Origin of the sequence: Paenarthrobacter ilicis (assembly GCF_016907545.1) — a bacterium.
In the GTDB taxonomy this organism is placed as follows: domain Bacteria; phylum Actinomycetota; class Actinomycetes; order Actinomycetales; family Micrococcaceae; genus Arthrobacter; species Arthrobacter ilicis.
The window spans coordinates 3,312,088-3,335,631 of sequence record NZ_JAFBCD010000001.1 but is presented as its reverse complement, the minus strand read 5'-3'; the positions used below and the strand labels follow the sequence as shown (position 1 = coordinate 3,335,631).

28 protein-coding genes are annotated in these 23,544 nt (G+C 63.3%); 20 read left to right on the top strand and 8 right to left on the bottom strand.

From position 1 onward, the window contains the following. Positions 1-10: 10 nt before the first annotated feature. Both JOE60_RS15205 and JOE60_RS15200 read right to left on the bottom strand, forming a co-directional pair. Positions 11-448, bottom strand: a complete 438-nt coding sequence (locus tag JOE60_RS15205) for a hypothetical protein (RefSeq protein WP_167267299.1) — start codon at positions 446-448, stop codon at positions 11-13. A 203-nt stretch (positions 449-651) separates the two neighbouring features. Then, positions 652-966: a hypothetical protein gene (locus tag JOE60_RS15200; RefSeq protein WP_239528879.1), complete on the bottom strand. Its 315-nt coding sequence runs from the start codon at positions 964-966 to the stop codon at positions 652-654. A gap of 253 nt (positions 967-1,219) precedes the next feature. Here JOE60_RS15200 and JOE60_RS15195 point away from each other — a divergent pair, with 253 nt between their 5' ends. The 14 genes from JOE60_RS15195 to JOE60_RS15135 all read left to right on the top strand — a co-directional run bounded on the left by JOE60_RS15195 (position 1,220) and on the right by JOE60_RS15135 (position 12,979). After that, entirely contained in the window at positions 1,220-2,104 is an 885-nt protein-coding gene (locus JOE60_RS15195; protein ID WP_167267296.1) for a TY-Chap domain-containing protein, read from the top strand. A 194-nt stretch (positions 2,105-2,298) separates the two neighbouring features. Next, the gene (gene mpaB / locus JOE60_RS15190) at positions 2,299-3,315 is read left to right on the top strand and encodes a daptide biosynthesis RiPP recognition protein (RefSeq protein ID WP_167267294.1); all 1,017 of its coding nucleotides are present in this window, start codon (positions 2,299-2,301) and stop codon (positions 3,313-3,315) included. Next, the gene (gene mpaD, locus JOE60_RS15185; RefSeq protein WP_167267292.1) at positions 3,315-4,604 is read left to right on the top strand and encodes a daptide-type RiPP biosynthesis aminotransferase; all 1,290 of its coding nucleotides are present in this window, start codon (positions 3,315-3,317) and stop codon (positions 4,602-4,604) included. The genes mpaB and mpaD overlap by 1 nt, the downstream gene beginning before the upstream one ends. After that, positions 4,601-5,812, top strand: coding sequence for a daptide-type RiPP biosynthesis dehydogenase (gene mpaC, locus JOE60_RS15180; protein ID WP_239528878.1), 1,212 nt, complete (start codon positions 4,601-4,603; stop codon positions 5,810-5,812). Before mpaD ends, mpaC begins: the two co-directional genes overlap by 4 nt. Before the next feature lie 4 nt (positions 5,813-5,816). Beyond that, complete coding sequence (locus JOE60_RS15175; protein WP_167267289.1) at positions 5,817-5,960, top strand: daptide-type RiPP; 144 nt, start codon at positions 5,817-5,819, stop codon at positions 5,958-5,960. A gap of 45 nt (positions 5,961-6,005) precedes the next feature. After that, positions 6,006-6,131, top strand: a complete 126-nt coding sequence (locus tag JOE60_RS18505; protein ID WP_275588146.1) for a daptide-type RiPP — start codon at positions 6,006-6,008, stop codon at positions 6,129-6,131. A 43-nt stretch (positions 6,132-6,174) separates the two neighbouring features. Next, positions 6,175-6,312 carry a daptide-type RiPP gene (locus JOE60_RS15170; RefSeq protein ID WP_167267287.1) on the top strand — a complete coding sequence of 46 codons (138 nt, stop codon included), beginning with the start codon at positions 6,175-6,177 and terminating at the stop codon, positions 6,310-6,312. An 80-nt stretch (positions 6,313-6,392) separates the two neighbouring features. Continuing rightward, positions 6,393-7,208 (top strand): daptide-type RiPP biosynthesis methyltransferase, encoded by an 816-nt coding sequence (mpaM, locus tag JOE60_RS15165; protein ID WP_167267285.1) that lies wholly within the window; start codon positions 6,393-6,395, stop codon positions 7,206-7,208. Between the two features lie 59 nt (positions 7,209-7,267). After that, positions 7,268-8,419 carry a YcaO-like family protein gene (locus JOE60_RS15160; protein ID WP_338112572.1) on the top strand — a complete coding sequence of 384 codons (1,152 nt, stop codon included), beginning with the start codon at positions 7,268-7,270 and terminating at the stop codon, positions 8,417-8,419. Beyond that, complete coding sequence (mpaP, locus tag JOE60_RS15155) at positions 8,416-10,095, top strand: daptide biosynthesis intramembrane metalloprotease (RefSeq protein ID WP_208381522.1); 1,680 nt, start codon at positions 8,416-8,418, stop codon at positions 10,093-10,095. The genes JOE60_RS15160 and mpaP overlap by 4 nt, the downstream gene beginning before the upstream one ends. Beyond that, on the top strand, positions 10,092-10,802 hold the full coding sequence (locus tag JOE60_RS15150) for an ABC transporter ATP-binding protein (RefSeq protein ID WP_167267280.1): 711 nt from the start codon (positions 10,092-10,094) through the stop codon (positions 10,800-10,802). The genes mpaP and JOE60_RS15150 overlap by 4 nt, the downstream gene beginning before the upstream one ends. After that, positions 10,799-11,536, top strand: a complete 738-nt coding sequence (locus JOE60_RS15145; RefSeq protein ID WP_239528877.1) for a hypothetical protein — start codon at positions 10,799-10,801, stop codon at positions 11,534-11,536. Before JOE60_RS15150 ends, JOE60_RS15145 begins: the two co-directional genes overlap by 4 nt. Continuing rightward, positions 11,537-12,145 carry a hypothetical protein gene (locus JOE60_RS15140; protein ID WP_167267277.1) on the top strand — a complete coding sequence of 203 codons (609 nt, stop codon included), beginning with the start codon at positions 11,537-11,539 and terminating at the stop codon, positions 12,143-12,145. Between the two features lie 210 nt (positions 12,146-12,355). Further along, entirely contained in the window at positions 12,356-12,979 is a 624-nt protein-coding gene (locus JOE60_RS15135) for an NUDIX hydrolase (RefSeq protein WP_167267275.1), read from the top strand. A 52-nt stretch (positions 12,980-13,031) separates the two neighbouring features. Here the strand turns inward: JOE60_RS15135 and ggt are convergent, their stop codons facing one another. The 5 genes from ggt to JOE60_RS15110 all read right to left on the bottom strand — a co-directional run bounded on the left by ggt (position 13,032) and on the right by JOE60_RS15110 (position 18,458). Further along, positions 13,032-14,876 carry a gamma-glutamyltransferase gene (gene ggt, locus JOE60_RS15130; RefSeq protein WP_167267272.1) on the bottom strand — a complete coding sequence of 615 codons (1,845 nt, stop codon included), beginning with the start codon at positions 14,874-14,876 and terminating at the stop codon, positions 13,032-13,034. A gap of 152 nt (positions 14,877-15,028) precedes the next feature. Then, positions 15,029-15,472, bottom strand: coding sequence for a hypothetical protein (locus JOE60_RS15125; RefSeq protein WP_167267269.1), 444 nt, complete (start codon positions 15,470-15,472; stop codon positions 15,029-15,031). A gap of 39 nt (positions 15,473-15,511) precedes the next feature. Further along, positions 15,512-16,465 carry a hypothetical protein gene (locus JOE60_RS15120; RefSeq protein WP_338112571.1) on the bottom strand — a complete coding sequence of 318 codons (954 nt, stop codon included), beginning with the start codon at positions 16,463-16,465 and terminating at the stop codon, positions 15,512-15,514. Positions 16,466-16,529: 64 nt separating this feature from the next. Beyond that, positions 16,530-17,432: a diacylglycerol kinase catalytic domain-containing protein gene (locus JOE60_RS15115; RefSeq protein ID WP_167267267.1), complete on the bottom strand. Its 903-nt coding sequence runs from the start codon at positions 17,430-17,432 to the stop codon at positions 16,530-16,532. A 9-nt stretch (positions 17,433-17,441) separates the two neighbouring features. Then, a complete protein-coding gene (locus JOE60_RS15110; protein ID WP_167267265.1) occupies positions 17,442-18,458 on the bottom strand; it encodes an SPFH domain-containing protein in 1,017 nt (338 codons plus the stop codon). 103 nt (positions 18,459-18,561) lie between these two features. Between JOE60_RS15110 and JOE60_RS15105 the strand changes: the two genes are divergently transcribed. After that, positions 18,562-19,293: an NUDIX hydrolase gene (locus tag JOE60_RS15105; protein WP_167267262.1), complete on the top strand. Its 732-nt coding sequence runs from the start codon at positions 18,562-18,564 to the stop codon at positions 19,291-19,293. A 13-nt stretch (positions 19,294-19,306) separates the two neighbouring features. Here the strand turns inward: JOE60_RS15105 and JOE60_RS15100 are convergent, their stop codons facing one another. After that, a complete protein-coding gene (locus JOE60_RS15100; RefSeq protein ID WP_167267260.1) occupies positions 19,307-19,966 on the bottom strand; it encodes a nucleoside/nucleotide kinase family protein in 660 nt (219 codons plus the stop codon). A 350-nt stretch (positions 19,967-20,316) separates the two neighbouring features. On the opposite strand from JOE60_RS15100, the gene JOE60_RS15095 reads away from it, so the two are divergent. From JOE60_RS15095 to JOE60_RS15075, 5 genes are all read left to right on the top strand, one after another. Continuing rightward, complete coding sequence (locus JOE60_RS15095) at positions 20,317-20,475, top strand: hypothetical protein (RefSeq protein WP_167267257.1); 159 nt, start codon at positions 20,317-20,319, stop codon at positions 20,473-20,475. Then, entirely contained in the window at positions 20,472-20,741 is a 270-nt protein-coding gene (locus tag JOE60_RS15090) for a hypothetical protein (protein WP_167267254.1), read from the top strand. The genes JOE60_RS15095 and JOE60_RS15090 overlap by 4 nt, the downstream gene beginning before the upstream one ends. Positions 20,742-20,924: 183 nt before the next feature. After that, positions 20,925-21,299 (top strand): hypothetical protein, encoded by a 375-nt coding sequence (locus JOE60_RS15085; RefSeq protein WP_204814945.1) that lies wholly within the window; start codon positions 20,925-20,927, stop codon positions 21,297-21,299. A 117-nt stretch (positions 21,300-21,416) separates the two neighbouring features. Continuing rightward, positions 21,417-21,929: an SRPBCC family protein gene (locus tag JOE60_RS15080; RefSeq protein WP_167267249.1), complete on the top strand. Its 513-nt coding sequence runs from the start codon at positions 21,417-21,419 to the stop codon at positions 21,927-21,929. A gap of 129 nt (positions 21,930-22,058) precedes the next feature. Next, complete coding sequence (locus JOE60_RS15075) at positions 22,059-23,540, top strand: CYTH and CHAD domain-containing protein (RefSeq protein ID WP_167267246.1); 1,482 nt, start codon at positions 22,059-22,061, stop codon at positions 23,538-23,540. Positions 23,541-23,544 lie beyond the last annotated feature (4 nt).

The window sequence follows — 23,544 nt, the reverse complement described above, 5'->3', positions numbered from 1 at the left end:
GAGCTTCGGGTCAGGGCCGCTTGCGGCTCGCGATCACGTCAGAGAGCTGCTGAACATCGGCGGGGTCCGCGTCCGTGGCCAGTGCGACGTAATGATCCATGACGGCTGGCCTGTAGCGCACTGGCAACGTCTGTCCTGGGGCGAGTCGAGTGAGAGCGGTGATGGTTAGGCTTTCGTCCGCGATACCGCGAAAGGAAATACCCTCGGCAGTCTCCACATCGAACATCATGACGACGCGTGGGTTGTTGTTGACCTCGCGCCAGTCGACGAGGACTCCGAGCGCAAGCGTCCCAGTACGCAGTTCCGCAGTGCGCTTCCGAGCTTCACTGCTTAGGAGTGGATTCGGGGCGATTCCAGGGAAGTTGGGTCCGACGCCCAGCGACTCACGACTCAAGTCGGGCCTGAGCTGCTCCACCAGACCCTTGAGCTTCTTCTTCGAACCGAACATCCTGTTTTTCCCCTCGTGGTCCTGAATATCATCGCCAGGACCGGCGACGAGACTGAACGAACCGATACGTCACCCAAGCAATTACCGCTACCGCCACACCAATTGCGAACGCTGCCAAGTGACCCAGGGGGACACTTTCATGGGTCGACGCTAACACGGCCCACACCAGCGTGACGGGAGCCTGGCATCCGCAGCCGATGCAGCTAGCCGAGCGCCAGGACGAACTCCTCAACGCGACTGAAAACAACTGTCTGGGCTTCCTGCCAAGCCCGCCAGTCGCCGGGGATCTGCAATGAATGATCGGCTCCCGGAATTTCAACGTAAGTCCCCGCCCTCTCAGACGTTCCCCCGCCGTCCCACAGTGTGTCCTGCGAACCGCCAATGAACAGGTCGTTCTTGGAAGACGTCTTGAGCGTGCGTTGGACCAGTGCGTCGTTAAGCAGCGGCGTCAACCAGATCCCGGGGATTCGGGCTTCCTCAGCCCAAGGGAGGCATAAAGTACTAAATGACTTAGCCACAATCAAACGTTGGCCGGCACTGGGAGAGTCCGCAAAAGCCTGCTTCGCAGCGTTGGCAGCAAAACCATGAGGGTCGGCCGCGGGTGAATCGTCGGGAGTCCACCGTGCAGCTTGGACATGCCACCCCAGGGCTCCCAGCATCTCACCCACCCAAAACAGAACCGGGATAGTCTCCTACACTGAACCAAAAACCTCAGCGCGATGGTCCACACTCCAGTAGGCGTTGACCTCGACCAAGAATCGGAGTGGTGACATGAGCCTCCTTGGCAACCAGCCGCCGTCGGGCGCTTTGTCGGCAGGAACCTATGCGCTATACGGCGGCGTCGAGGTCCGGCTGGATCGACGGGGCCAAGGCTGGATACTCCGGGCCAATGAACGGACTCCGGGATTCACCCGGAATGAGCACGGCCAGTACGTGAAGCTCATCGCCGTGGGTGATCCGCTGGACCTCGAGTGCTTCAGGCTTAAGTACCACGGCACCTACCGAGGCCTCGCCTTTGAGGTCCAATCCCTTGGAGAGCCAGTCATGGCTTGGACCAGAGACTCGAGGTCACTTGCTGAGGGGTTCAAGCAAGTTGATCGTGGCGAGTACAGAAAGACCATCTCTCTAAGCGATCCGGACCTGGAAATCACCACGGTCAGGACCCGCATCCCGGCGCCTTGGATAGATCATCAGACGCCGGCCTGGAGCGACTACAGGGACCGGTTGGTGGAGGCGTTCCGCGGTACCAACGATCGCGTCATCGTCATCATTTCTTCCACCGCAGACCCCAAGCGGTACGTGCAGTTCGCTGGCCAGTCCGACGTCCTGGACGCCGAGGCTCCCGGTACGAACGTGGTGGCGGAAGCCAAGCAGCAGGTAATGGCCGACGCCGGATGGTCGGCGCCGGGACCAGCTCAACCAAACTGGACTTCTTCGCTTGAACTGCCGGCGTTGACCTCCGAGTACAAAGCCTTGGCCGACCGCTGCGTAGCGGCACTCCGTCATTCGTACGGAATAGCGCACCCCTCGGAGCTGGTCTACAACGCGTGGCGCGAGCCGGAGCAGATGCCCGCCGGTGTGACGTGGTCCGCGGACCAGGTGAAGCAACTGGACCGGGGGGCCAAGGCTGTGGAATTCCCAAGCCTCAGCCGCTGACGTCAACCACCTAGACGCCCTCCCACAACCCACTAGGTACCCCTAAATTTCCCCCAAAGGGGCCCTTTTCACCACCTAGTTGATTAATTCCGCCCTGTGGCACCAAAACCCACCCATAGTGTCCTACTCGAAACGCGATCCCGGATCATCAGCCGGGGCAGCGGCAGGACAACACAACTATTGGGGTTGGGGAAATGAAGCTGAGTCAGCAACAGAGCATTGCCGCCGCCGTGGACCAGTGGATCACCGGCATCCCGGGCCGGATTCCAGGGCATGTCATTTTTGTGGAGAACCGGGGGCACACCCAGTACGCCAAGTCGCTTGCAAATGAGGAATCACGCGTCCTGGTGCTCAACGGCGACCGGGATGACACCGGAATCATCCCGGTGGTGGGGACTTTTGACGTAGCCGGAGAGGAACTCCTGGTGGATGGCAGCCTCAGCCTGGAAATCCAGGACTATGTAGCCATCCCGTTCGTCAACCTGGTGGGTGTCACGGTGGTCCGGATAACCACCAAAGAGGACTGGCAGTCGTTCTTCGACGACGCCGAGGAAGCCTGCCGGTCGGGACACTTTGTCCCGCAGCTCACCGAGGTCAATGCCGTGCTGGCTGAGCGCGGCCTGCTGTCAGGGGTCCGGAACCTGAATCTGGCGCGGCTCCACATCACGTGGGACGGATCCATCCTCAGCGGCCCCTACGGAACCAAAATTGGCAGGGTGGGGGACAGTTTGACGGACCTCCGGATCCGGTCCATCGCCCTGCGGCCCGAAAGCGCTGTGGCCGGGGTCTATTTTCCTTGGGACCTCTTCGATTCCTTGGCCGCCAAGCCGTGGATCCCCAGGTATCTGGCCGCTTTGGATGCATGGAAGTTCATCCCCCATGTGGACCGAGCCGGCACCAAATTGATCGGCTTCGGTGCCAGCGTTTACGGTGCTGCGCTCCATGAAGGCCTGCCCCAAGCCGATGCCCCGTTCATCGTGAAACGCGGAACCGAGTATTCCCTCCTGGACACCAGCTCAGGCAGGCGATTCACCATAGGACCGGACGCCGCGGCGATCGTGGAGGCCATCTCCAACCTGGGTGATGTGGACGCAGCATCAAAGGTAGTGGCCTCCGTCCTTCGTGTCTCCCTGTCCCTCGCCGAAGAATCCGCCCGCGCGGTCCATGCCCGTTTCCAGGACCTCGGCATCGATATGGTGGGTGCCCGCTGATGACGGTTGAACCCATCCTGCCAACGCCCAGGACGCAATTGCCGCTCTGGGTACCGCTGGTCACCCAGCACGACTTTCCGGTGAAGACCCACACAGCAGTCAGTGCCAGCGGCGTGCACGTGACCTTCGAGGACAAAAAGCAGCGGATCTGCGGCAAGAGCGGTCTCTGGAATGCCAACCTTGGGTTCGGCAACACTGCTATCGCTGAAGCCATTGCAGGCGAACTGGCAGCGGCGTCCTATGTGCCGCTCTTTCGTGCCGCACACCGCAAAGCAATTGAGGCATCGCGGGCCTTGCTGAACCTGCCGGCCCACCCATTCCATCGTGTGATTTTCTCCACCTCCGGCGGCGCGGCCAATGACGCCGTCATGAAACTGGCACGCCAATACTTCGTGCTGGAGGGGGAACCCGAACGGAAACTCATGGTGGGCCTCAAAGGCAGTTATCACGGGCTCACGTACGGCAGCCAAGCACTCAGCGGTGACGAGCTGGGCCAGGCCGTTTACGGCGTGGACCGGCGCAATATCCGGCACATCAACTTCATGGACAACGCTGCGGAACTGGAACGGTTGGTCCAACGCGAAGGCCACCGCATCGCAGCAGTAATGGTGGAACCAGTCCTCGGCTCAGGGGCGGAGACAGTCCCGGACGTGTTCCTTCAGGAACTGATGAGGCACCGGAAGCAACACGGCTTCCTTGTAGTGGCGGACGAAGTAGCCACAGGATTCGGCCGGGTGAACGGGTGGTTTGCCTCCGATGAGTGGGCAGAGGCACCGGACGTCCTGGTGACGTCCAAAGGCCTGACCAACGGAACCTGCGCCTGCGCGGCAGTATTGGTGGCCCACAGAATCACCAAGTCCTTCGATCAGCACGAATCAGTTTTGGTGCACGGCGAAACCCAAGCGGGAACACCGGCCACCTGCGCCGCCATCCTCTCCACCATCGCGGAAATGAACAGGCTGAACCACCCGCTGCTCACCAAGCAAGTGTCCGTGGGCCTGGACAACCTCATCGTCGATCTCCAGGGCATGAAAGGCGTGGGCAACTCAACCGGACGCGGTGCCATGCGTGGCATCAAGCTCCACTCCAACAATGGCCTGCCACTGTCCTCCAACGGGGTACTGGCGGTGGTCAAGCGCATCCACAAGGCGGGCGCCCTGGTGCAGCCCGGCCCGGGCCGCATCCAGCTCTTGCCGGCGTTGACCTACACGGAGGAAAACTTCGCGGAGCTCAGGGCCGCCATCAAAACCGGCCTGACCACCGCCCATTTTGACGGGGTGTTCGCATGATCGCGGACCGGACCTGGAAGACCCGATGCGTCATCACCGATGAGGGGCGCTCGTCCAGGGTGGTGGGCGGGCTGACCCGGGGCAAAACCGGCCTGGTGGTGGACGCGGCCCTGCCCGGTCACCGCAGCAAGCTGTTGGCCGGTGACCTTAAGGGGGCACCCGTCCTGGAGCTCACGGCCGCTCCGGTGACCGTCGAAACCCTGCGACTGGTGGGAAGTTTCATCCGCGAGTACGGGCTACGTACCGTGGTCGCACTCGGCGGCGGCTCCATTCTGGATGCCGTGAAACTGGCTACGCTGTTCACCGCGGATCCCAGTTTGGCCATTTTCGCCGAGCGTCACGCCAAGCGTTCGGGGCTGCTGGTCCTCCCTCCCATGAACAACCCGTTGGACCGCGCCAAGACTGTCCTCCTGCCGTCCACTGTGGGGACCGGAGCGGAAGTCAGCGGCGTCGCGTGCCTGGACACCGCCGTCGGACGCCGCTTGGTGGTCTCGCGCAACCTGGCGGGTGACGCTGCGGTGCTCGAGGCCGGCCACTTGGCTACGCTGCCACGGCACCTGCTGTTCGAAGGGCTGTTGGAGGCGTTTCTCAGGGTGGCGGGCACCATGATCGGCAGCACTGCCACCATGTTCGACGGCGATGGTTACGTGCTGCTGCAAAGAATCGTTGCGCTGGGCGAACGTCTGACGCGGGAAGACACCCCGCAACTCCGGCTGTCCGCCGCCCACCTCAGCCTGGAGACGCACACGGGCTGGGCGCTGGTGGGGCGTAATCCCTACGGGGCCAAACATTGGTACCTGGCCAACGAGCTCGCGTTTATCACGGGCACACGGAAGATGGTGGCGACGGCCTCCGTGATCGGCCCCATCTGGGAAGAGATCCAGAATGGCGCCTCCGGCTGGGGGAGCGATGCCCGGCTCCGGGAACTCTGGTCCATGGTGACTCATTCCGATGCTGCGTTGGACCCCGATCCCGCCCACGGCATCAACGAGCTCATGTGGCGATGGGGCATCACCGGCCTGCAATCCATCAGCGAGGAAACCCTGGTGGGGACCACCGAGGCCGCAATCGCTAACTGGGGCGGCGGCCTCCCCATGCTGCGCGGACTGGACACAGCCCAGATCAGGCATGTCCTCAACGCCGCTGCGGGCCAACAACACTTGCCAGGCCCAACGGGCACTCTACGAGCGGCAGGGGAGAGGAGGTGAGCACATGAACAGCAACGCTGCACTCAAGGCCTTGGATCTTCGCATCCAGGAACTGGAGCCCATGGACGTTCCGGATGACTGGGACGAACGGATCAAGGGCATCACCGCCGGGCTGGCACTGGTGGGAATCGCCGTCGGCATTACCTGATCGGTGACCGCCCGCTAACCAAGTACGCGAAAGGAGGTGAAACGCATGCAGCAACAGCTCAACCTCTCCATCCAGGAGGTGGAGTCCCTGGACACCCCGGACTTCCAAAACTGGTTCATCGGGGTATCGCAGGGAGTCGCGATCGGCCTCATCGCCGTCAGCATCACCTAGCCCCATCCTTGGCCGTTCCATCAGCAGCATGAAAGGAAAAGCAATGACCGCTTACCCCGCCCTGCAACTCTCCATCGAAGAGCTGGAGAACCTCGACACACCGGACGATACACCGTGGTACATCCGGGTCGGTGACGTGATCATCATCGCCGGCGTCGTGGTTGGCCTGGCCGCCACGTAACCAGTGCACGCGGGTGGACCTGGGTTCCACCGCCACCCGCGTGCATTCCCGGACCATCACCCTTCTGGAGAAACGAGCTGATGAAAACCGCACCCGACAAGACGGCTGACGCGATCCTGCGCGTCCTTGGGCATCTGGATCCACCCCAGGATCTGTACAGCGTCCCTGGTTCCCGCCTGTACGACCAAGTCACGGCGAATGACCTCACCGAACTCCCCGAAATCCTCACTGCAGCGCGAAAAACCGAGGGACCAATCCTTGAACTGGCGGCCGGTTCCGGACGAATCACCCGGCCGCTCCTGGCGCTGGGACGTCCGCTGACCGCCGTCGACTCTTCCCCCGAAATGCTCGACCTGCTCAAGGCAAAGGTGGCAACCCAGGCGTTCAATCCGCGCCGTGTTGCTGTTGAGTTTGTGGAAGGGGACATGTCCCGCTGTGCGTTCGACGCCGGCTACGGTTGCGTTGTCCTGGGCGCCAGTTCCATCACGCTCCTTGACCAGCCGGCCCGGCGTGAGTTGTTCCACAACGTCCGCGCCTGCCTGGCCAAAGACGGCCGCTTCCTGCTGACCGTCCTGAATGCGGACAGCCACCCTGAAGTGATTGACGACGGCGGCGCGACAGTTTCGCCGTTTGGCGACGACTCATTCCTGATCACCTCGGAAAGCCGGGACGCTGCCAACGGCGCCCGCCATGTGACCATGATCCACGTCAGTTTCAACGAGGGCGGCACGTACAGAACCTCCGCCTTTTCCAGCGACATTGCCCTTGTCAGCAACCAGCTCATCGCCGACGAGATGGCTGCGGCGGGACTCACCATCCAGGAGCGGCGTCCTGTTCGCCTGGTGACGCCCGCCGCCGGGTTGAAGGACATTGAGCTGTGGGTGTGCGGCGCATGAGCCCTGACCCGATAAGGACATTGGACCCGGTCAGAACACTCGATCCCTGCTCCGGATTGGTGTCTGAATCCTCCGTTTACGTTCCCAACAGTGTTGGCCTGTGGCGGACTGTGGGTGTGTTGGCGGGCGCCAAGGCGTCCGGTTTCGCCGGCGCGGTGGGTGCTTTCGATATCAACAAGCGCGCCTCCATGACGCGTGGTGCCGGTGAAGCTGTTGAGCGCTTTGCGCTGATCCCCAAGCAGGCAGATGATGTCCACCTCTTGGTCCACCAGGCCGCATTGGAGAAGCGGATCGATTTTGTCACTGCAGGCCTGGGCCGGGCATCGGCGCTGGCATACGAGCTCCCCTGGTATCGCGCAGCCAACCTGGCCAACGGCAAGGAAACCCATATGCCAGCGCCCTTGGTGGACTACGCGCCGAAGATGACCTCCACTGCCGGGGCCGCCAATTTATGGGATCCGTTCTTTGACCCGTCTCCCAACGGTGCAGCGTCCGGGCCCTCCGAGGAGTTCGCGCAGCTGGCCGGTATCTCCGAGGTCCTGGAGCGGGATGCCTTTCTCTCCGCCTGGCAGCAGCAGGCACCGCTCCGGGTGGTTGACGTCCCGGAACTTCCTGACACGCCGGACGCGGCCGGGCTGCTGAGGCTGCTTGCCGCCGGGAAAGCCGTGGGAGTGATGCCAACACTGGCTTTCGTCCCCACCGAGGGGAGTCCGTTGGTCACTGCCGTGTGCATCATTACCCAAACCGCCGGCTCCCGGCCCTTCGCGGCTGTGGGCTTAAAAGCATCGCCGGATCCTTTGCGGGCCCTGGTGGGAGCACTCCAAGAGGGACTGCAGATCCGCGAACTCTTCCTGGCACGGACCCCGGCAGCAGTGTCCCCAACGGCAGTGACCGACGATGATACGCGCGCGGAGTTCTGGACAACGCCGGCCGCCATCAGTGCGATGAGTGAGTGGATCCGGTCCTTCGCACCCGCGCGTCTTCCGGCCCAACACCCTGCGCCCACCGTCACCACCCTTGTGCAGCATCTGGCCCAGCGCTCCATCCCGGCGCTCTGGGTCAGCCTGACGCACCGCTTGCCGGACCACATCCGGGGCATGGGCTGGGTGGCCGGAAAAGCGATCTGCCCAGGAGCCGTGCCTTTAACCATGGACGAAACCAAAGGGCTCCCCCGCCCCGGACAGTCCCCCATCCCGCACCCCTTGATATGAGGTGGATCAAGGAACCCCAAGCTGCCGGACCAGCCGTCGAATGGCCCGTCCGGTTGGCCCCCGCTGCTTCCATAGACCAGCCGCTGCAGGAGGGCGGGCCGTGGATCGTGGCGATCAACGGTGTGCCGAAAGCCCGGGTCTCTGCCGACGTCGCACTTTTCCTCAAAGCCTTGGACGGGCGTATGGATCCGGCCCAGGTGGCCATCCGTCTGGGGTCGCCGTGGACTGCTGCGGACGTCATGGGAATCGTCCGGCGCTTGGCGCCCACTGGAATGTTCGACGACGGCGCCAAGCCGGCTTCGCTGCGCAGGGTCCAGTTCCGGGCCCCACTGACAGTGCAGTTCACACTATTTAACCCAACAAAGCTTTTACGCAGTCTCCGGCCGGCCGTTGCGGTGCTGATGCGCCCGATGGGAGCCGTTGCCGCACTCCTTCTTTTGCTCGCCGGATTGGTGGGAGCTGTTGCGGCCGGCCCTCAGATGTGGACGGTGCTGGCGTCTCCGCTCCCCATCGAGGCCTACCTTTACGTTGTGATGGCCATGTTCATCTCCACACTGCTGCACGAACTGTCACATGGCATGGCGCTGACATACTTTGGCGGAACCCCGCGGCGGATCGGCATCATGCTGTTCTACTTATCGCCGGCGTTCTTTTGCGATGTCACGGACGGGTGGCGTCTGGGATCGAGGAAGCAGCGGGTGCTGATAGCCATGGCTGGCCCCTTGGCGCACGTCGCCTTGGGAAGCATTGCCCTGGCAACCCAGATGGTCCTGCCTGAGTCAGCTTTGAAAGAGGCCGCCGTCCTCTACGGCATGATTTGTTACGCCGTGGCGGTGCTGAACCTCTTTCCGTTCATCAAGTTGGACGGGTACGTGGCTCTGATGTCGGCACTGGATGTGCCGCACCTCCGGCAGAAGTCGCTGGATGCTCTGGGCGACGTGGCGCGTGGCAGCATCCTGGGCGCCCGGCGTGAGCACCCAGGCCGGGGTTTCCTGCCGTGGTTCGGCCTGGCATGCTTCGTGTCCGGCGTCATCTTCATGGTGGTGGGCTTCCAACGGTTGTTGCCCATCTTCCTGCAACTGGGCTTTGCCGGGCACGCGGTGGTGTTCCTGGTTCTCTGCCTCCTGTTGGTGATGGCCGGCAGGGGGATTTACCGGTTCTTTCGAGCCGGCGCTGCAAACGGGAGCCCTCTGTGGCGTCGAACCGTGGTGTCATTTCTGGGAATCGCGGGTGCCGCGGCGCTCACTGCGATCATCCCCGTCACGCCGGTGACCGTTGCCGGGTATGTGTACAACCACGGTGAACTCAGCATCGTGGTGCCGCTGGGAAGCCCTGGCGCCGGCTTCACCGCAGGGGATCACGTGACCCTGCAATCCCAAGGGATGATCATCCACGAAAACCTGGGCCACGCCACCCTGGGTGACCGGCCGCCGTCGGACATTTCCGCTCCGTTGGACACCGTGGTTCCCGTCGCGCTGGACCAACAAAGCATCCCGGCCGTTGCCTACCCGGCCACGCTGGAGTCCGGCATCAACCTCTCGTCCTCGGGAAGGGCCGAAATCGTCAGCCAGCACTCCACCAGCCTGGGGCAGTGGTTGTGGGACTCACTGACCAGTTCGCCGCTGTGGCCGGCAGGCCCGGTTCACCCATCCGACGCAAGGAAGGCGCAGCCATGACCATCCACGCAAGCTTTGACCACTTCAGCAAAAAGCGGGGGAACCGCTACGCGGTAGAGGACCTCACCTTTGATGTTCATGCGGGCACCGTGGTGGGTCTTATGGGGCCCAACGGAGCCGGGAAAAGCACCGCGCTGGCCGGCCTCACTGGACTGTTGGAACCAACGTCCGGCCGCGCCTTGGTGTTCGGGTCCGATTACCGTGCCCTGAAAAGCCCGGCCACCTCCGTGGGGGTGAGCTTGGACGGCATGGAGGTGGAGCCGGGGCTGACCGGGCGCCGCCACCTAAGGATTTACCAGCTGGCCGCGGGAGCCGCTTCCGCGCGGGTGGACCACGTGCTGGAACTGGTGGATCTGACTGCTGACGCCGGCAGGAAGGTTGGTGATTACTCGCTGGGGATGCGGCAACGGCTGGGCATTGCCTCCGCACTGATCGGCGATCCCCGGCTGCTGGTGCTGGACGAGCCGGCCAACGGGCTGGATCCGGAGGGTATTCAATGGCTCCGCCGGTTCCTCCGCGAATTCGCTGCCGGTGGTGGGAGCGCTCTGGTCTCCAGCCATCAGCTCACCGAGCTGGAACAGGTGGCGGACCACGTGGTGATCCTCAAGCAGAAGATGCTGTTTACAGGGACGCTGCGCCAGGCGAAATCCATGGGCAACGGCAGCCTGGAATCCGCCTACTTCGCCATCCTTGAGGCCGCCCCATGAGTGTTGATTCGAAGGCACTGATTCGGGGCTTGGGGTCTGAGCTGCTGAGGTACGTCAGCGGATACTCGGTGCTGGGCACCCTTGCCTTCTGCATTCTGGTGCCGTGGTTTGTGGCCAACTTTCTGGGCTGGCCGGATCAAGCCAAGAGTGCCCAGGATGTTGCGATCTTCTGGGCCATCGCGGTCAGCCTGGTACCGGTGGCTGCATTCGCCGGCAGCTATGTGGTGACCAGGGAAGCGTTTTACCGCACGCTTCGGCGGAGCATCGTAACGTGCGGGGCCACTGCCTTGGTTCACAGCAAATGTGCCGCAGCGCTGATCATTGGGCTACTGACCGGCCTGGTTGGCCTGATCCTCTGGGGCTTAAGCGTGGCTCTTGCTGCTGCCCCCGGCCTGGCCCCACTGTTGGTGACAGCGGAATCCGTGGCCGGAGCGCCGGGCGTGCTGCTGGCGTGTGTACTGGGGGCCGCATGGGGTTGCTCGTTGGGGTGGATCATCCAGCACTACTACGCGACCACCATCCTCACCCTGGTGGTTCCGGTTGCCGTGGAACTGCCCCTTCTGATCAATAATCCCGACGTCGGACGTTGGCTCCCGTCCGGCGCGTTGGCAGGTGTGGCCGGGCTTCCTGTGGAGGGGCTCCTGGATCCTTTTCCGTCCTTCTTCGTCTCGCTTGCCTGGCTCATCCTCGCCGGCGGGTGCGCCTTGTGGTTTGTCCGCTCCAGGGAGCCGTGAATGGGCGTTTACAAGGCAGCATTCAGTGCAGACGTGCTCCGGCCAGTGTTGTGGAAAGGGGCGGTCATCAACACCTTGCCAGCATTGGCTGCCATGGTGATGGGGGTGGAAACGGCGTTGCCCCTCGTCCTGACGGTCTCCGCAATCCTGGGGTCCTGGGCGTTCACTGCGGACTACCGCTCGGGGAGTTTCCACCGCAGGGTGCTCCTGTTCCAGCGGGTTCCGGCGTGGACCGCGCGGGGAGCCAGCTGCGCCTTGGCCGCATTCCTGAGCGGGGGAGTTGCAGGCGTTGGCGCGGGCCTTCCTGAGGCACTGGCGCTCGCCGGTGCCGCAGGAATGGGAGCACTGTGGGGCTTTGGCCTTGGTTCCCTTATCCGGAGCCACCTGGTGAGCCTCTTCGCCGTTCCCCTCACCCTCACACTTCCCCGCATCCTTCTTGGTCCCGAGGGGCAGTACTCACAGTTCGTCTTCCCGGTGCTGGCAGCCGACTGGGCTCAACAAGCGGCTGTCAACATACCGGCGTCGGGGTCTTTTTTCGGTGCCGTGGGCTGGCTTGTACTGGTAACAGCGGCAGCCTTGACGGTTTTCACCAAGCGGGACCTCCGTTGAATGAACTTACAAATAGAAAGAATGTATTGTGAATCAAAAGGCATTGCTGTGGTTGTTGCTTTCCTTAGTGATGGGTGGATATGCGGTCTCAATTTTCTTCTCGCATGAAGAACAGTCAATATGGTCCACGATTTCCGGAATCATCGTGTCCGCTGCGTCGTTGGTGATGGTGTGGAGATTCAGCCGGGAGCTCAAGAACAATCGCCCACGTTGAGCGAGCCACAGGAACTGTTGAGCGCGCAGGACGAACTGTGGCGCAAACTCTGGTCCACACGCGCCTACAAAGGTTTTGTCACCGTTAACAAGGACACCTATTTGGAGGCCGACGGGTCGGTTTCCGAGTGGGACGTGATCGCGGGACCGGACTCTGCCGCGATGCTGGCCTTCACCCCTGGCGGCGCGGATGTGGTTCTTTTTGAGCAGTTCCGCGTAGGGCCTGGCAAGACACTCCTGGAACTTCCGGGTGGATACGTGAACCACGGCGAAACACCCCAGGACGCAGCCCACCGGGAGATGGCCGAAGAAACCGGCTACAAGTCATCCGCTGTGTACTACGCAGGATCCGAATGGTGGTCCGCCCGTTCTTCCCGCAGGAAACACGTGTCCATCGCGGCAGAAGCCCGCCCCGAAGGCGCCCCGCAATGGGACGCTTCCGAGGCGGGCTTTGTGCGGCTCCTCCCCAGCCAGGACCTGATGGAATTCCTGCTGGCGGGCGAGCTCACGGATGCAGGGTTGGCATGCCGGGGACTCCTGAAGTTTGCGGTCAGCGCCTCTCTGGACCCTGCACTGCAGAAGCTCCAAACCGTGGTGCGGAAACTCCTCCCCGGCGCCTAACCCCCCCACCCGTTCCTCTCTCACTTCCCGCCGTGTTTCCCGGATTGCTCTCTCACTTCCCGCCGTGTTTCCCGGGTTGCTCTCTCACCACCATGGCCGACCCACCACCCCGACGGGTTGGTTCGGCCACAGCCGTGGTGGAACCGTCCTTATTGAACTCGATCGCCGTGGCCGCCCCGATCTCCGCGGCGGAGGTGAAGGCATCCCCGGCAGGGACCAGAGTGTGTCCCAAGGCCGTTAGATCCTTGCCATAAGCATCAATGAATGCGGGCTCGGAGCTGACGGTGGCACCGTTACGTGGCGCGGCACGTGGTGCGGTCAGAGCTTCCGGTGCAGTCATGCCCAGGTCCACGCGGTTCACAATGGTTTGGAGCACCGTGGTGATGATGGTGGATCCGCCGGGTGAACCCAATGCCAGGAACGGTGCGCCGTCCTTCAGGATGATGGTGGGCGCCATGGATGAACGCGGACGTTTGCCGGGCTGAATTCGGTTGGGATCCGACTCGCTGTACACCGTGCTGAAATCCGTGAGCTCATTGTTGAGCAGGAATCCACGCCCCGGCACCACAATTCCGGACCCACCCGTTTGCTCAATGGTCAGCGTGTACTCCACCACGTTGCCCCACTTATCGGACACGGTCATGTTGGTGGTGGAGATGTTTTCCGTATCCGTCTCGTCGGCGAGTGGCGCCGCAGAAGCCGGGCACACGCCGTCGTACGATTTCACATCACCGGGCGCCACAGGCTTGGGGGCAGCCGCCGTCGGGCTGATCCGGCAGGAGCGTTCCTTCGCGAAAACCTGATCCAGCAGCGCCTTGGTGGGAACATTCACGAAGGCCGGGTCGCCCACATACGCACCGCGATCCGCAAACGCCAACGAGCTCGCTTCGAAGTAGTGGTGCAGGGCATCGGCCGGCTTCATCCCCTTGAGGTTGTAGTTCTCCAGGATGTTCAGCGCCTCGCCAACCGTGGTTCCGCCGCTGCTGGACGGGGCCATGCCGTAAACGTCGTATCCGCGGTATTCCACTTTGGTGGCGTCCTGATCCACCACTTTGTATTGGGCCAGATCCTTGGCGGTCATGCTGCCCACCGGAACCGGAAGCTCTGTGGTGGTGGTTTTGGGTGGTGCCTGCACGGTCTTGGCGATCTCTTCCGCCAGCGGCCCGCCGTAAAACGCCTTGGTGCCTTCTTTGGCGAGCAGGCGGTACGTCGCCGCAAGATCGTGGTTCTTGAAGACGCTTCCGACGGCGGGAGCGTCACCACCGGGCAAGAACAGGTCCCGCGTGGAGGTGAACGCGTCAAAACGCAGTTTGTTGTCCAACGTTTGCTGCCGGAACGTCTCATCCACCACGAAGCCGCGGTTGGCCACATTGATGGCAGGTTTCAAGGCATCCTTTAGATCCAGCGTTCCCCAGCGCTTCAAAGCGCGCTCCCACGTGGCGGCGGTGCCGGGAACGCCAACTGACACTCCGCTGGTCACCAGGTCCGGGGTGAATTTGTAGGGTTCTTTGGTGGCGGGATCGATGAAGGCGTCTTTAGTGATGGCGGCGGGAGCGGTTTCTCGGCCGTCGATGGTGCCCACCTGTTTGGTCTTGGCATCGTAGAAAACGAAGTACCCGCCGCCCCCAATGCCCGCACTATAGGGTTCGGTTACGCCGAGGGTGGCTGCCGCTGCAACAGCGGCGTCGGCTGCGTTGCCGCCCTTCCTCAGAACTTCGATGGCGGCTGCCGAAGCCTCGGGGTCAACCGTGCTGACGGCTCCGCCGTAGCCAGTGGCCGTTGGGGTTTTGTCCGTTTCGCGGGGATCGGCGAACGCGGGGCCGGCCATCGCTCCGCTGGTCGCAGTCAGTGCCAAGGCCGCCGTTACAGCAGCCAGTTGACGTCTCACATGTGTCATGGTTCCTCCCAGAATTGTTCCAGACGATGATGTGGTGGACGGTCCGGTCACCCTACCCCGGCCCCCACAGCGGAACAACGGTTGACTCTCCGCCAACCGTTGCTCTCTCACATCCCGCTGCATCAACCGGGTTGCTCTCTCACATCCCGCGGCTAAAAGGCCAAGACCCTGCCCACCAACACATTGGAGTGAATCTTGCGCCAGCCCTCCGACTCGAGGGCCTGGGTATCAAAATTGTCGGTCACCAGCTTCACCGTCGGCTGCCCGATGTGGCTCACCGTGACAATTTCGCGGTCATTGATGATCCCGTCGCTGCAGCCAATAACCCACTGGTCAGGCTTGAGCGCAGGGACGGCGGCGACGCACACAACGGAGTGGTCCTGGCTCTCAGCCCCCAAGTACCGAACGTCCGCATCTTCAACCAGAAGCCGGTAATTCGACGGCATATCCGGGTCTGAGCTTTTGACGTTGGCGGGCAGGTCATCGCGTGCGTCGGCGGCCCGTTGGATTGCGGCGATTCCTGTGTAGCTGGTGCAACCGGTCAAGGCAACCAGAGCGGTCCCTGCAATAACGGTCAGCAACAAGCGGTGTTTCATATGTTCCCCCAAACATGTTTGTCCCCACCCTACAAGGATCTAGCGGGCTTCTGACGAATCCACACGACCCCGGCGATCAAGCACCATACGGGCACCAACACCCAGCACTCCGATCACCAGGGCGAGCAGCATTGTTGGCAGCGCGCCGCCGTCGGGTCCTAATGCCCGCACCAAAACCTGGCGACCCATCAGCACCATTTCCGGAATGTCGCCGGCCAAAACCCGGGTCCCCAGCACGGATTGAACGGCCGTGAATACGGCCGGGATCAGCCAGAGGAACGCGAGATTGAGCACCCACGCCACAGCCCGGCTGGCTGGCTTCAGCCCGCACCATGCCAGGGCACAACCCACGACGACGGCGGGAACCCACCGCGCGATGGTGGGCACTGCCGTGGGCACATTGACGAAGCCCATCACGCCTACCACCCAGAGAACCAGCCATGAAGTGAAGGGAACGGCCAAGAGCCCGAACGCAATGGTGGCGCCAAGGGTGGACCGTGAAGCGATGAGCAGGAGGGCCAGAACCGCCGCCACTATCGATGCAATAACCCCCGCCAGGAGTCCACCGAAGTACATGCCGGCCAACGTCCCGGTTGATAGTCCGGCCTGAAGGACGCTGAACGATTGAACGGTGGCCGTGAAGTGGACAACAAGCACCCCAGCGACGGCACACCCGGTCACCAGCCCGCGGCGGGCGGGGGACCAGATGCGCACAGCCAGGCCTGCGAGGGCGCCGCCCACCGTCAGCATGGCCACCAGGGTGGTGGCTTCATATTGACTGAGTGGGAGCAGGGCCGGAGGCATCTGGGCCGGCATGACCTGTGTTGCCCAGAGATTCTGGAGAGGCAGTTGCGCGCCGGTGATCCACCACGGTGCCACGCCCGCGATCCCAGCCAGCAGCCCGATCAGCCAACCCCACGCGGCGTCGCGCCCCGGAGCCCGTGAAGGCCGCACCGGAGGGGTCTGGCCCGTAGCTTGGGCAGGGTAGCTCACGGAAGCTCCTCAGTAGATGAAAGGTTGAGGAAGTATTCTACATCGACTGGATAAAGTGGAGATGTCAGGCAACCAGCCGCAGCGGCCTCTGCCCCAATTGCACCGTGATTTCCTGCCCCCACGAGGCCACCAGCCGGTCGTCCTCCATGCCATCGCCGAACACCACCAACTGATCGGATGCCACCGTGATCCGGAGAACCTCGCCGGCCTCCAGCACGCCTTCCGTCAAGGCGGCTCCCGTGACCGGTGACGGCCAGGCTTCGCGGACAAACCACGCGAGCCGGGGATCCGTGGGGGCGGGCAGTGCGCGGCCGCCGCGCTCCAACGCGATCGATGCGCACCAGCCGGTTGCCCCGGTGCCCGTGGAAACGATGAGCCCCGACGACGATTGCCGCTCGGTCTGTCCGTCGGGGGAGGTGAAACTCGGTGCCGTCACAACGTACTTGGCCGATTGGTGCGAGGCGTGTCCCACAAAAACTTCGTTGAGCGCCGAAAGTTGTTGCCCGTCGTCGAGCGTTGCCGTCACGGTGGTGAGGTTCTGGCAGCGGAGCTGTCCAACGTCCCCGGCCCGCAGCAGAGCGGCGGCGGCCCCGGGGGAGTGGCGTACAAGAACCCCGGGGTTCGCGCCGGGCTCGGGGTCGACGCCGATCACGGGCTGACCGTTCAGGTACTTGGCGACGTTCGCCACCAGGCCGTCCTGCCCCACCACCACAATGATGTCTTCCGCGGTGATCAGGAACCGGCTGAGATCCGCGCGCTCCACCTCGGCTTGGCGCCACTCCGCAGGGATGGAAGCGCGCACGGTGGCCAGTGCAGCCGTCAGGTGATCGTGCCTGTCCTGCACGTCCTGGATGCTGCGGCCTCGGGTGCGGAGGAAGAATTCGGCCTGGCCGCGGGTGGCGTGCCGGTCCAGGAGTTCCTGGAGCTCGGTCCGCCGGTGGACAAGGACGATGCGCGGGGTTGCCATGGTGTGACCTTACTTCTCTGCAGGCGTGGCGGCCTGGTCCTTGAACAGTCCGGCGAGTGCTCCGCTGAGCAGGTCCGGGGTGATGGTCAGGTTGCCGATGTTCGGCAGGCTGCCGGCGGCATCCCTGAACGCGAGGGCCATGAGCGTGGACTGCTCCATGCCACGGTAGACCTCCATGGTGGCGGCTTCCTTGGCTGCCGCGGCTTCACCCACCAGGCGGATCTGCTGGGCTTCGGCGGCGGCGCCGATTCCCTTGCGTTCGGCGGCGCTTTGGGCCTCGATCAGGCCTGCGGCGGCCTTCTCTTCGGCGGCACGGCGGGCGTTGGCGCCTTCCTGCGCCACCAGGTTCTCGCGGCGGACGGCCAGTTCGATCTGGCTGGCCATCTCGTTCTCGGAGATGGTGCGTTCACGTTCGACGGCGACTGCCCGCCTTTCGTAGACAGCCCGGTCCGCTTCGGCTTGGAGTTGCTCGCGAACCGGAGTCTGCAAAGCCCTCTCCACGTCTGATTCCGGCCGCACGGCGAGCACCTGAACACCCAGGATCTCGATGCCCGTGGACTGGAGCCGCGCATCGGCCCGGAGGGCGTCGGTGAGGACCAGCCGCAGTTGGCTGACTCCGCGTTCCAGGGCCTCACCCAGGGTGGTGGTGGCGATCTGGTCAATGGCGTGGCTTTGGCAGAGCTGCCCAATGATGGTGGCCACCTGCTCGCGTCCCGTGGCCGGCGCCGATCCCGTTGTCTGCAGACCGAAGTCCAGCCGGGTGGAAACAGCCACGGGGTCGATGAAGCGGTAGGTCACGTTGGCTTGGACGCTGACGTCCTGGTGGTCGCGGGTGATTGCGTGGAACAGGGTGGGCAGTTCCTGGTCGTCCACGGGGACTTCGGAGAGGACCGAGTTGGCGGGGCGGAACCAGAACGCCTGGCCGACTCCCTGGTGGCGGACGGTGCCTTTCTGCAGGTGGACCACGTAGCCGGTGGGGCTGCCCAGGAAGTGGCTGATCCAGGGGTAGCGCTTGATGTTTGCCATGATGTGCTCCTCTTCATTGTTTTCGTCAACATGACGATAAAGCAACAGTAGAACCGTATCGGCTTTATTGTCAACATGACGATAACTCCCTTAGAGTGGAGCCATGCCGCAACATCCTGAGCCCCAGCGCTTTCCTGTCACCGTGGACGTCGTAGCCCTGACCGTGCGTGGGGGAGAGTTGAACGTCCTGCTCATCACCCGCCTCATCGAACCCTTCAAAGGCAAGGCCGCGCTGCCCGGCGGCTTCGTCCTGGCGGGCGAGGACCTGCTCCAAGCGGCGGGCCGGGAACTGGCGGAAGAGACCGGCGTCGAACGCTTGCCCGGCCACCTGGAGCAACTGGCGAGCTACGGACCCAAGGGCCGCGATCCCCGCGGCGATATCCTCACAGTGGCCCACCTGCTGCTTGCGCCGGACTTTCCGGTGCTGGCGGCCGGCAGCGATGCGGAACATGCGGCCTGGTACCCGGTGCGGGAAGTGGTGGGCGGCGGGTTGGAGCTTGCCTTCGATCACGCGCGGATCCTGGACGACGCCCTCGAGCGCGCCAAATCAAAGCTGGAATACTCGCCCCTTGGCGCAGCCTTCTGCGGCGAAGAGTTCACTATCGCACAGCTCCGTGCCGTCTATGAGGCCGTGTGGGGCACCCGCCTGGACCCGCGCAACTTCCACCGCAAAGCCACGGGCACGCCCGGCTTCCTGGAGGACACCGGCACCATGACCACGGGCGACGCCGGACGGCCCGCCGCCCTCTTTCGGCTCACCCCCGAGGCGCGTACGACGCCGGGCCAAGCCACCCGCGCGGTGCTTAACCCGCCGCTGATGCGGCCAAGGGAGTAGGCGGTGGGCCTGGCTAATTCCGTCGCTGGCCCGCGCCGTCGTTGCTGCCCCGCGACGGAGAAGCGAGGTTGCGACGGGTTTGCAGGAGATCCATTACCTGGGCGTGAACGGCTTCGGGCGTGCCGGATGCGTCCACTACAAGGGCATCGGAGAGCTTCGGAAGGGAGCGGTACGCATCCCTGAACGCGCGCAGGTCCGCCAGGGTCTCCCGGTCCGTTCCGCGGGCCGTGACCCGTTCATGGGCAATCGCCGGATCCACGTCGAAGTGAATCAGCAGGTCCGGCGCGGGGAGTTTGGTCAGCAGCCAGGGGAGCAGGCGCCCGCGTGGCAGGCCGTTGGCGTCCCTGAGAGCCAGTTGGCAGTGGAGGTGGCGGTCCATCACCACCAGTCCGTCGAAACGGCTGGCGCGGGCGTGGTTCACCAGCACGTTAAAGAGCCGGATGGTGGTTTCGATTGCATCGGACACCCGGGATGGCAGCTGCCGGTTCATCCGATCAGTAAGCAAGGACAAGTGCCTGCGGCCGGCGTGATTGCTGAGGAGCAGGGATTTGCCACCACCGGCCAGCGCCGGATCACCTGCAAGCGCCGGATCACCGGCCCGTGCCGAACTGACCAAGGCGCGGGCCGCCGTCGTCTTCCCTGAACCGTCGATTCCCGTCAGGACAATGAGCATGAGGCCTCCCCTCGTTGCCCTTCCAACGAAGGTGTGGTCCAGGTTGTCCCCCGGTGCGGCGCAGATCACGTCCCTGACCCGTGCGGACGGGTCCAAAAGTTTGGCGACAAAACTTTACTAAGTTTCCTGACCAAAATGCTTCGTACTGCCGTCCGCCGCGCCTATCATGATGCTGTGAACGCACTTCTTCCGGAAAGCTGTTCAGTTTGATTCCTTTTCCGAGGGGTGGGTAAGCCAAAAGGGGATGAATTTCCCCGAACGGTGCCCGTTGGCATGGGTGGCGCTCCCTCGGGAGTACCAGCGGACGCCTTCCTGAATAGAAACTATTTATTGAAGGGATGCGTAGCTCAATGAACACACTTCTGATAATTGCCGGTGTTATTGCCATCATCTTGCTTTTGGTGGGCGGTTTGAACCAAGCGTTGAGTTTCCTGTTGTGGGTGGGAATCATCTTGCTGGTCCTGGCCCTCATTGGCTGGGTTGTCGGCCGGGGTCGGTCCCGCGTATGACCACGGACTCCAACGAAACTGCAGGCAGCACTACGGTTCGGGATGGAACCACTACGCCCGGCAACCCCATCCCCAGGGATCCCGAACCCCCGGGGCGTGAGTATGTAGCGCCGGAGATCGCTGTGGATCCGCCCGCGGACTCGGGGGAGGATGCTGCGGATGCTGGGCAGAGTGAGTCATCCGGCCCGCCGGGCCCGGCGGAAGAAAAGGACAATGCAACAGCAGACCACCGGGGGTTGACAGCGGAAACCAACCCCACGGACTGACCAGGATGTGGGGCGGCCGAGGGCAGGAATCTCCTGCCCGCGGCCGCTCTTTTTAACGCCCCCTTTGCTATTGCTAAGTTTGCTGACTATTTTGGTAGTAAGGCATGGATCCACCGCCGCACAACTTCATAGCTTTTGAAGAGTTCCATATACACGTTCACCGCTTTGGAAAGGACAGGTCGCATGGACAAGCAAAATGCCACACCGGAAGAGGAAGTCGGAGGCTACGGCACGCCCACGGCAGAGCAGGAAGCCGGCGGGGGCCAGGCACAGCCCCGCGTTGAAGAAGACCTCACGGACGCCGGTCTGAGCCAGGACAGCCCCGATGGCGAAACATTTGCCACCGGCGCGCCCAACCTCAGCCACTTGGACCCGGAAGACTCCGACAGTTCGGGTGAGCCCGGAGCCGGACGCTTCGGCGGAACCGAGGACCAGTCCCACGCAGAGCAGTCGCTCCAGCCGGACGGCAACGACGAAACCCTGCCCGATGGCAGCGGCAACGATCTTCCCCAGGAAGAGTCCCCGAACGATGACGACGAAGATTTCGACGCCGGCTAAACACCACGCTGGCGCGCATAGGCTGGCGCGCCACCTGTTAAGCAGCCAGCGGGCTGGCGCGCCACTCGAAGTACCGCAGTATCCGCACCCGAGACACAATCGAAGGAGCAGTCATTCATGGCAACCGTCAACAAATCGATTGACGTTGACGTCCCGGTATCCGTGGCGTACAACCAATGGACCCAGTTCGAGACATTCCCTGAGTTCATGAACGGGGTTGTTGCCGTTGAGCAGATCGACGATACCGGACTCCACTTCTCCACGAATGTTGGCGGCATCAAGCGCCAGTTCAATGCGCAGATTGTGGAGCAGGTCCCGGACACCCTGGTCAGTTGGGCCAGCGTCGATGGTCCGCGCAACGGCGGTTCCGTGAGCTTCGAAGCGCTGGAGCCCTCAAAGACCAGGGTCTCGGTGGAGATCATCTGGGAGCCGGAAACGGTGACGGAGAAGGCAGGCTCGGCCTTGGGTGTGGACGGCATGCGGGTGGGGGCTGATCTGGACAAGTTCAAGAAGTTCATCGAGGTCCAGGGCCATGAAACCGGCGCCTGGCGCGGAGTGGTCAAGGGCGGCGATGTGGATGACGCAGGTGATGCTCCCTTGGAACCCACCCCCCGCTCTCTTGATATCTAGCGGGATGCCCAGGACTCGTCCACACTGGGTACTGCATTAAGTAAAAGCTCCAACGGGGGCCGGCCCACCATCTGGGCCGGCCCCTGCGGCATCCCTGGAGCCCGTCACTATGAAGGAGCAACGAAGCCCATGGCAACGTCCAGCAACGTAGAGACCGAGCGGAAGTTCGACGCCAGCGCTTCCACGCCGCTTCCGGATTTCCGCCGGATCGCGGGGGTGGCACGGGTTGGCGAGCCCATGGTGCACCACCTCGAAGCCGTCTACTTTGATACGGAGCAGTTGTCATTGGCGGCGCACAAAATCACCCTGCGGCGCCGCACCGGCGGGACGGACGCGGGTTGGCACCTCAAACTTCCCCATGGCGCAGGCAGCAGGACCGAGGTCCACGCAGCCCTGGGCTCCGTGGATGTGGTCCCGGACGAATTGTTGGAAAGGGTGTTGGCCTACACCCGCGGCCGGGCATTGGCTCCCGTGGCCACCCTGCACACCGAACGGACAAGCTACGCCCTCTATGCCGCGGACGGTACCCGCACTGCGGAGTTCGTGGATGACCAAGTGACTGCCCATGTTGCTGCGGGGCAGCCGCGCGAGGATGCCTGGCGCGAATGGGAAGTTGAGCTGGCAGATGCGCACAGCGCTGACCATGAACTGATGGAGACCCTTGCCGGCCAGTTCGTTGCCGCAGGTGCCGTGGCCAGCAAGCGCAGTTCCAAATTGGCAACGGCCCTTGGCGATGCGTTGCCGAAGACCAAAAAACCACAGCGCTCAGCGGTGATCGCTTACCTGGAAACGCAGCTGGCTGAATGGATGCTCCAGGATGCCCACGTCCGCCAGGACAGGGACGATTCCGTCCACCAGTTGCGCTCCGTGATCCCCCGTATCCGGTCTGTGCTGCACAGCTACCGGACCCTCTTTGAGGAGTCACAGGCAGTGGCTTTGGAGAGTGAGCTGAAATCCCTGGCTGAAACACTGGGCCGGTACCGTGACAACGAGGTCCTCCACCACCGCCTGCGGACCAGCCTGGAGGTCCTGCCTGCAGAGCTCCTCAGGGGCAGCCCACTGGAGGACTTGGACCAAAGGATGCAGCTCAGGGCGGACATTTCCAGGGCGGCGATAGGGGAACGGATAACCAGCCCCCGCTACTACCGGCTGTTGGAGAATCTTGAGGCGCTCATTGATTCCACTGCGTTAAAAGGCAAGGGTGCGGGACGAAAGGCCACCGCCAAACTGGTCAACAAAGCTGCCAAACGGCTCGCCGCGCGGCATGAAGCCGCGGTGCGTGCCGCCGTCGGGCCTGATCGTGACCATGCGTTCCACGAGGTCCGGAAGGCCGCCAAGAAGCTGCGGTTCGCGGCAGCCGCCGTGGACGGTGTCCACGGAAAGCGTGCGACGGCCATGGTGAAGGCGGCGCACAAAGTGCAGTCGATCCTGGGGGAGCACCAAGACAGTGCCATGGCCCGTGAAGAGTTGCTGCGGCTGGGATCAGGCGCCGGTGAGGCCGGATTTACCTACGGCGTCCTGTATGCGCAGGAACGGCAGGCGGCTGATTCCGCACAGCAGGAGTACCTGAAGAAGGGTGCGAAAGCGCGCAAACTGCGCCTCAAAAACTGACAGC